This window comes from Nocardioides jensenii JCM 1364 = NBRC 14755 (assembly GCF_001552535.1).
Taxonomy (GTDB): domain Bacteria; phylum Actinomycetota; class Actinomycetes; order Propionibacteriales; family Nocardioidaceae; genus Nocardioides; species Nocardioides jensenii.
This window is the reverse complement of record NZ_BCRJ01000154.1, coordinates 1-8,650: the sequence shown is the minus strand read 5'-3', so window position 1 is coordinate 8,650 and position 8,650 is coordinate 1. Positions and strand designations below refer to the sequence as shown.

Below are 8,650 nucleotides of genomic sequence, written 5' to 3'. Positions count from 1 at the left end.
CGAGCCTGTGAATTTGACCCGCTGATCTCCGCGAAGACCTCTGCCACCCGATGGCGGAGGTCTTCGTGCGTCCCGGTGTTGTCGATGACGTGAGTGGCGATGGCCAGCCGGTCCTCGGCGTCGGCCTGGGCCGCGATGCGCGACGTGGCCTCGGCCTCGGTCCAACCACGATCGCGGACCATGCGCTCGACCTGTACGTCGACGGGCGCGTGCACCACGATCACCGCGTCGAAGGTGTCGGCCCGGCCGCTCTCGGCCAGCAGCGGGATGTCGTGGACCACCACGTCGTCGGGTCCGGCGGCGGACTCGAGCTCGACGATCCGCTCGAAGACGAGTGGGTGCACGATCGCCTCGAGGCGCTTGCGTGCCGCCTCGTCGCCGAAGACGAGCGCTCCCATCGCCGGTCGGTCGAGGTCTCCGTCAGGCGTCAGCAGACCCTGGCCGAACTCGGCCACGACGGCGGCCAGCCCCGGCGTACCCCTCTCGACGACCTCGCGGGCGAGCGCGTCGGCGTCGATGATCACCGCGCCCTGCTCGGCCAGCAGCGACGAGACCGTGCTCTTGCCGGAGGCGATACCGCCGGTCAGTCCAACTCTCATGCCGAGAACACTAGTCGTGGACCTCGAGCAGGAGACGCAGCAGGCGGTCGAGCTCGGCGCGGTCTTCCGCGGGCAGGACGGAGAGATAGTCCTTCGCCGCCGCGGCTCGGGCCCGGTCGATCACCACGCACATCTCGTCTCCTGTCTCGGTGACCCGCACGCAGGTGGCCCGTCGATCACGGGGATCGGGACTGCGTTCGACGAGTCCGCGTGACTCCAGTGCATCCACGACCTCGGTCGCCGAGCGAGCCGCGATCCGGAGTCTCTCGGCGATCACCGAGAGCCGTGGGTCGTCGAGCTCGCGGACCAACCGGAGCGCACGCGCCTGACCGGGTGCGATGTCCCAGGCAGCCATCGCGCGCCCGTAGCGCCGACGCAGTGCCCTCGCCGCTGCCTGGAGCAGATCGCCCGTGTTCTCACCCATGGGCAAACCATAGCCGGTTGGACCACAACCCTCATAGTGAGGTATCCTCAGCATCATGAATTGATCCACAGAAAGGGGCCCACATGGACACCCCCACAATCCCCGACTCCGACGGCCGCAACGGCCGTCGCGCGACGCGTCCGAATCCGGCCGACCAGCGCCAGCTCCAGGAGTCCCCCGTCTCACTGGGCCGCATCGCCCGACTGTTCGCTCCCTACCGCACACGACTCGTGCTCATCGTCGGCCTGATCATCACCAGCTCCCTGATCGGTCTTGCCCAACCGTTCCTCGTTCGCCACGCCATCGACGTCGCACTCCCCCGACAGGACGTCGACCTGCTGCTCTGGCTGGTCGGGGGCATGATCGGAGTCGCCGTCGCCAGCGCCGCCATCGGCGTCGTCCAGACCTGGCAGTCGACCGCGGTAGGACAGCAGGTCATGCACCGGCTGCGCACCGACCTGTTCGCCCACCTGCAGCGCCAGTCCGTCGGCTTCTTCACCCGCACCCGCGGTGGCGAGGTCCAGTCCCGTCTGACCCACGACATCAGCGGCATGCAGTCCGTGGTCACCTCCACGGCCACCTCCATCGCCGCGAACGTCACCGTCGTGATCGGTACGGCGGTCGCGATGGCTGCCCTCAGTTGGCGTCTCGCCCTGCTCTCCCTGGTCGTGCTGCCCCCGGCGATCTGGCTGACCCGTCAGGTCGCACGCATGCGCCACACGATCACCGCGGAACGTCAGCGCCGCCTGGCCGACCTGCACGTCCAGGTCGAGGAAAGCCTCTCGGTCAGCGGTGTGCTGCTCAGCAAGACCCTCGGCGCAGCGCCGGCGATGACCCACAGATTCGAGGAGACCTCCACTGACCTGGTCGGGCTCGAGATCCGCTCTCGCCTCGCCGGCCGCTGGCGGATGGCCACGATGAACATCATCTTCGCCACCATCCCTGCGCTCATCTATCTGGCCGCCGGACTGCCCGCGACGGCGAGCGGCATGACGATCGGCACCCTGGTCGCCTTCACTGCACTCCAGGGCACACTGTTCCGTCCACTGATGGCGCTGCTCAACGTCGGCGTCGACATCACCGCGTCACTCGCCCTGTTCAGCCGGATCTTCGAGTACCAGGACCTCCCGGTCGAGATCGACGACCCCGTCGATCCGGCCGACGTACGCCGGGAGCAGGTGCGCGGTGACGTCCGCTTCGAGGCCATCTCCTTCGCGTACGACGACTCTGCGCCCGTGCTCGACGGCATCGACCTGGCCGTGCCCGAAGGCACCACGCTGGCGCTCGTGGGCGAGACCGGCAGCGGCAAGAGCACCCTGGCCTCGCTGGTTGCCCGCCTCCACGATCCGACCTCGGGGCGGGTCACCATCGACGGCAACGACATCCGGGACCTGCGACTGACCGACCTCGCCGACCTGGTCGGAGTGGTCACCCAGGAGACCTACCTGTTGCACGCGTCGGTGAAGGATAACCTGCTGCACGCCCGGCCGGACGCGACCGACGAGCAGATCGAGGAGGCCTGCCGCGCCGCACGCATCCACCACGTCATCGTCGCGCTCCCCCGGGGCTACGACACCGTCGTCGGTGCCCGCGGGCACCGGTTCTCCGGCGGGGAGAAGCAGCGCCTGGCGATCGCCCGCACCCTGCTGCGCAACCCGCGCATCCTGGTGCTGGACGAGGCCACCAGCGCCCTCGACAACGAGACCGAGCGGACCATCCAGTCCGCCCTCGACGAGGTGAGCCGCGGTCGCACCACGATCACCATCGCGCACCGACTCTCGACGGTCCGCAACGCCGACCAGATTGCCGTGCTCGACAACGGGCGGATTGTCGAGCTCGGCACGCACGACGAGCTCCTGGTCGCTGGCGGCCGGTACGCCGCCCTGGTGCGGGGCGGCCCGGCCACCGAGCCCGTGGCCGCCTGAGGCGCCGCACCAGGGGTCCGTTCCGGATCCGACATGAGTGCGACACGCCGTGCAGACGGCGTGTCGCACTCACGTGCCTGCCCGAACGGACCCCTGGTCGGCCGGGCCAGGTGGAACTCGGCACGGTGTGGGCACCCCCGCCGAGCTAACGGCCGTGGACAGACCCACCGGGTGGGAGTCGGTGCCGCGATGATGGAGGCATGACGCGCAGCGAGTTGAACAAGGGGTCGCGGGTGGCCCTGCTCGTGCCCGGCTCACTGGTGTACGTCGACCTGGTGATGTCGCTCCTCGCTGTCGGCGTCTTCCCGGTCCCCCTCGACCCGCGCCTGACCCCGACGGAACGCGAGCGGGTCCTGGCCGGCGTACGCCCCGATCTGGTCGTGGAGACCGACGACCAGGTCAACGCCCTGCTGGCCCGACTGGGTGGTGGGTCACGCGGCCTCCCGCGGGCCCGGCCGATGCACGTGACCAGTGGCACCACCGGCACGCCGAAGGGCGTGCACAGCGGGCTGCTCGACGACGCGGAGGCGGCGGCGCTGGTCGACGAGGAGCGCGAGCTGTGGGGCTTCCGTGCCGACGACGTCAATCTCGTGCTCAGTCCGCTCTACCACTCGGCGCCGTTGCGCTTCGCGATGGGAACGATCCTCGCCGGTGGCCGCGTGGTGGTCCCCGGTCCCTTCGATCCCGAGCTCATCACGCGCGCCATCCGCGACGAGCGGCCGACCACGATGTTCTGCGTTCCGGCCCACCTGCAACGGCTCTTCGCACACTGGGACGACGTCGGGGTGCCCGACCTGAGCTGCTTCCGGCTGGTCGCGCACGCGGGCGCGCCCTGCCCGCCGGCGGTCAAACACCGGCTCATCGACCTGTTCCCGCCCCACTCCACGTGGGAGTTCTACGGCTCCACCGAAGGTCAGTTCACCGCCTGTCGCAGCGAGGAGTGGCTCGAGCATCCCGGCACGGTCGGTCGGGCCAGGCCGGGCCGGACCCTGTCGGTCGATGAGAAGGGCGTGATCTGGTGCACCGTTCCGCCGCACGCCGGATTCACCTACTTCGAGGCTCCTGAGAAGACCGCCGAGGCCTGGCGAGACGGCCCCGGAGGCCCCGCCTTCACCGTCGGCGACCTGGGTCGGCTCGGTGACGACGGCTACCTCTACCTGGACGGACGGCGCGAGGACCTGATCATCTCCGGCGGCGTCAACGTCTACCCGGTCGAGGTGGAGAACGTGCTGGGTGCACTCGACGGTGTCGACGACGTCGCGGTCTTCGGCGAGCCCGACGACCAGTGGGGGCAACGTGTGGTCGCCGCCGTGGTCGGTACGACGACCGCGGGTGACCTCGACGCCTTCGCCCGCGAGCACCTGGCGCCGCCGAAGCGCCCCAAGGAGTACCGCTTCCTCGAGGCGCTCCCCCGCACCCTCACCGGCAAGGTGCGCCGCACCGAGCTGGCCTCCGACGCCGGTTGAGTAGGTCGCACAGCCACCGACTCGACACCTGTCACGCGGTGGCTTCGTCCTGACGCGAGCTGAACAGCCGGCGGTAGCGCTGCGGATTGACCCCGCGCGCCCGGGTGAAGTGGTGACGCAGGGTGGCCGCGTTGCCGAAGCCCACCTCGGCCGCGATCCAGTCGACGGAGTGGTCAGTGAGCTCGAGCAGCTCCTCGGCGGCGACCAGGCGCTGGGCGGTGACCCACGCGTGCGGGGTCGTGCCGGTCTCGTCACGGAACCGTCGGGCGAAGGTGCGGGGCGACATGTGGTTGCGCGAAGCGAGCGCGTCGACGGAGAGGTCCTCGGCCAGGTTCTCCAGGATCCAGGTCAGCAGCGGGCCCAGCGTCTCCGCGACGCAGTCGGGGACGGCGCGCGCGATGAACTGGGCCTGGCCACCGTCGCGGTGCGGCGGCACGACCATCCGCCGGGCGGCGGTCGCGGCAACCTTCGCACCGAACTGCTGCCGCATCAGGTGCAGGGCCGCGTCGAGTCCGGCGGCCGACCCCGCGCCGGTCACGATGGTTCCGTCCTGCACGTAGAGCACGTCGGGGTCGACCCGCGCCTGCGGAAACGCCTCCGCGAACACCTTGACGTGGCGCCAGTGCGTCGTACACCTCCGGCCGTCGAGGAGCCCGGCCTCGCCGAGCACGAAGGCGCCGGTGCAGTGCGCGAAGACGAAGGCGCCGCGGGCGTGTGCGCGAGCGACGAGGTCGGCGACCTCCGGTGAGGGCTCGAGGAAGTCGCGCTTGGGAGCCACGCAGATCAGGTCGGCGTCCTCGGCGGCGTCCAGCCCCTGTTCGACGTACAGGTCGTAGCCGGAGGCGCCGCTGACCCGCCCGGGCCGGGGCGTGACGACCACGAAGTCGAAGACCGGATTGTCGTCCTCGGGGTGGTAGGGCTCGGCCCACACCTCACACATCGCGCCGAGCCCGAACGGCTCGGCTCCATCCTGTACGACGACCGCCACCTTGTGCATGAGGTCGAGAATGCCCCGACCTTGGCAGAAAATCAATGGGGAATGTCATTACTGCCACTCGTGGCAGGATCTCGAGCGAGCCAGAATTGATGCCATGAACCTCTTCCTGGCAATCCTCCTGATCGCGGCCTCGACGGCTTACCTCGTCTACCTGGCCGCCTACATCCACCACGACGGCTACGGGAGCCGGGCCGCATCAGGTCTCCCCCGCAGTCACCACCGCGACATGTTCGACCGCGGAGCCCGCGTGTGAGCCCACCGACGACTCGACCCGAGAAATGGCCGAAGGGCCCGGACATCTGACGATGTCCGGGCCCTTCGTGGTTGTTCAGTGAATCAGTTGCCGCCGCCGGTGAGCTTCTCGCGAAGCGCCTGCAGTGCCTCGTCGGAAGCCAGCGAACCGCTGGTCTCCGCCTCGGGGGCTGCCGACTCGGTGTCGGTGCCACCACCACTGGAGTACGAGGTGGCCTCGCCGGCCTCGGCCTCCGCGACCTTGGCATCGGCCTGCTGCTTGACGTGGGCCTCCCAGCGGGCGTGCGCCTTGGCGTACTGCTCTTCCCAGGTCGCGCGCTGCTCGTCGTAGCCCTCGAGCCACTCGCCGGTCTCCGGGTCGAAGCCCTCGGGGTAGATGTAGTTGCCCTGCTCGTCGTAGGACGCGGTCATGCCGTAGAGCGTCGGGTCGAACTCCTCGGCCTCGGTGGCCGTGACGGTCTCGTTGGCCTGCTTGAGGGACAGCGAGATCCGGCGACGCTCGAGGTCGATGTCGATGATCTTGACCATGACGTCGTCGTTGACCTGGACGACCTGCTCCGGGATCTCCACGTGGCGCTCGGCCAGCTCGGAGATGTGGACCAGGCCCTCGATGCCCTCTTCGACGCGCACGAACGAACCGAACGGAACCAGCTTGGTGACCTTGCCGGGCACGATCTGGCCGATCTGGTGGGTCCGGGCGAAGTGCTGCCACGGGTCTTCCTGCGTGGCCTTGAGCGACAGCGAGACGCGCTCGCGGTCCATGTCGACGTCGAGCACCTCGACGGTGACCTCGTCGCCCACGGTGACGACCTCGGACGGGTGGTCGATGTGCTTCCAGGACAGCTCGGAGACGTGGACGAGACCGTCGACGCCGCCGAGGTCCACGAACGCACCGAAGTTGACGATCGAGGAGACGACGCCCTTGCGGATCTGGCCCTTCTGGAGCTGGGTCAGGAAGCCCTGGCGAACCTCGGACTGGGTCTGCTCGAGCCACGCGCGACGCGACAGGACCACGTTGTTGCGGTTCTTGTCGAGCTCGATGATCTTCGCCTCGAGCGTCTGACCGACGTACGGCTGCAGGTCGCGGACGCGACGCATCTCGACGAGCGAGGCGGGCAGGAAGCCGCGCAGGCCGATGTCGAGGATGAGACCACCCTTGACGACCTCGATGACGGTGCCCTCGACGACGCCGTCCTCTTCCTTGACCTGCTCGATGGTGCCCCAGGCGCGTTCGTACTGTGCGCGCTTCTTGGACAGGATCAGCCGGCCTTCCTTGTCCTCCTTCTGGAGAACCAGGGCCTCGACCTCGTCACCGACGGCGACGACCTCGGACGGGTCGACATCGTGCTTGATGGAAAGCTCGCGGGAGGGGATGACACCCTCGGTCTTGTAGCCGATGTCGAGCAGGACCTCGTCGCGGTCCACCTTGACGATGGTGCCGGAGACGATGTCGCCGTCGTTGAAGTACTTGATGGTCGCGTCGATTGCCGCGAGGAAGTCCTCTTCAGAACCGATGTCGTTGACCGCAACCTGGGGCGCGTCGTAATCGGGAAGAGTAGAGATGGTGCTCGTCATAAGGGAAGTGATTCCTTGGATGGATGATGGTCGTGCGGGCACGCGACAGGCCGGTTTCACTACCGATTCAGCACGGCCGGGCACCGATCCCTTGAAACGTGGGCGGTACACCGGGCGATAGCGAGCGAGAGTCCACTCCGTCCGGGACGCAGGCAGACCTGAGGCGCAACCTAAAGATTACGTGCCCGTAGCACGCCACGTCCAACCGGGGTGTGCCCTCCCCCGCCACACGCATCCGTCCCGACGACTAGTCCTTCTGGGTCATTTACCCAATTCCGGGTACGCCGCAGGCCCCGCGAACCTACTATCGCGGCGAAGGTACGGGCACTCGCCCTCTCCAAAATCTTTGCTCCACTGACCGGGTCCAGGAGTCTCCGCATGGGATATCGCGCACGCATCGCTGCGTTGCTGTCGTTGACGACAGCATCGCTCTACTCCGTTCTGCTCTTCCAACCGCCCGCGCAGGCCGACCCGCTGCCGGCGCCGTACGACGGCAAGGCGCACGGCGACATCGTCTCTGTTGACGCCGACGTCGCCGCGTTCGACCTCGCCAAGGTCGTCCTGGGACACGCCGACGCCGACGCCGACAGCAGCGCGGCGTCCGACAACACCAACGCCACGAGTCGCAACCTCGACGTCATGGTCGCTGGTCTGCCCCTGGCGATCGAGGGAGCTGAGTCTCACGCGCCGGTGAGCGAGTCGGACACGTTCAGCACCATTCCGCTCGCGATCCCGGGGCTCTTGAGCCTCGGCGTCCTCAACGGCGCCACCGCAGCGAACTACGTCTCGGGCACCGCCTGCGCACCCGGGACCCCGGAGCGCGTGCTGTCCCGCTCGTCGACCAACTTGATATCGGCAACGGTCGCGGAGGTTCCCCTCGGCCTCGGCAGCCTCGCCGTGGCACAGGTCGGCGCGTCGAGCACCACCGCGACGACCAAGCTGGTCGACGACGGCACGGGCGCCTCGAGCATGGTCTCCGAGACCACCTCCGAGATCGGCGACATCCGACTGCTGGGCAATCTGGTGACCGTGCACGTGGCCGACCCGGTCGTGCTGAGCACCAAGTCCGACGGCGCCACAGGCGTCGCCACCTACAGTGACCCGACGGTCACCGTCACGGTCGCCGGCCAGCCCGCAGTGACCCTCAACGACATCGACGGCGGGACGTTCACCACCAACGGTCTGAACGTGCTCGGCCTTGCCACGGCTGATGTCACCATCAGCCTGGTCGACTTCGTCGGCGACACCACGCCGGACGCGACCGGGGCGGCAAGTCTCGATGCCGTGGTGACCGCGAACGTGAACCTGTCGTTGTTGACCGCGGTTGAGCTCGCCGACGTGACCCTGCGGGTCTCGCCCATGTCAGCCACGGCCACCGCTCCCGCTGGTGGCGTCGAGTGCGGCGCGCTCGA

Annotated in this window: 8 protein-coding genes; 4 read left to right on the top strand and 4 right to left on the bottom strand. The window is 68.6% G+C overall.

The annotated features are described in order from the left end of the window. Together coaE and NJ4_RS24460 are read right to left on the bottom strand one after the other, a co-directional pair. The coding region (coaE, locus tag NJ4_RS24465; RefSeq protein WP_067441963.1) for a dephospho-CoA kinase at positions 1–599 on the bottom strand (599 nt) is incomplete at its 3' end. 10 nt (positions 600–609) lie between these two features. Then, entirely contained in the window at positions 610–1,023 is a 414-nt protein-coding gene (locus NJ4_RS24460; protein WP_067441960.1) for a MarR family winged helix-turn-helix transcriptional regulator, read from the bottom strand. 83 nt (positions 1,024–1,106) lie between these two features. Between NJ4_RS24460 and NJ4_RS24455 the strand changes: the two genes are divergently transcribed. Together NJ4_RS24455 and NJ4_RS24450 are read left to right on the top strand one after the other, a co-directional pair. After that, positions 1,107–2,948, top strand: coding sequence for an ABC transporter ATP-binding protein (locus NJ4_RS24455; RefSeq protein ID WP_067441957.1), 1,842 nt, complete (start codon positions 1,107–1,109; stop codon positions 2,946–2,948). Between the two features lie 200 nt (positions 2,949–3,148). Next, complete coding sequence (locus NJ4_RS24450) at positions 3,149–4,414, top strand: class I adenylate-forming enzyme family protein (protein WP_067441955.1); 1,266 nt, start codon at positions 3,149–3,151, stop codon at positions 4,412–4,414. A 31-nt stretch (positions 4,415–4,445) separates the two neighbouring features. On the opposite strand, the gene NJ4_RS24445 is transcribed toward NJ4_RS24450, so the two are convergent. Further along, complete coding sequence (locus NJ4_RS24445) at positions 4,446–5,411, bottom strand: GlxA family transcriptional regulator (RefSeq protein ID WP_067441952.1); 966 nt, start codon at positions 5,409–5,411, stop codon at positions 4,446–4,448. A gap of 94 nt (positions 5,412–5,505) precedes the next feature. Here NJ4_RS24445 and NJ4_RS25850 point away from each other — a divergent pair, with 94 nt between their 5' ends. After that, entirely contained in the window at positions 5,506–5,664 is a 159-nt protein-coding gene (locus NJ4_RS25850; protein WP_157551339.1) for a hypothetical protein, read from the top strand. 83 nt (positions 5,665–5,747) lie between these two features. Here NJ4_RS25850 and rpsA read toward each other — a convergent pair whose 3' ends face one another. Next, complete coding sequence (rpsA, locus tag NJ4_RS24440; protein ID WP_067441949.1) at positions 5,748–7,238, bottom strand: 30S ribosomal protein S1; 1,491 nt, start codon at positions 7,236–7,238, stop codon at positions 5,748–5,750. A 378-nt stretch (positions 7,239–7,616) separates the two neighbouring features. Here rpsA and NJ4_RS24435 point away from each other — a divergent pair. Beyond that, a partial coding sequence (locus NJ4_RS24435) for a hypothetical protein (RefSeq protein WP_157551338.1) occupies positions 7,617–8,650 on the top strand: 1,034 nt, incomplete at its 3' end.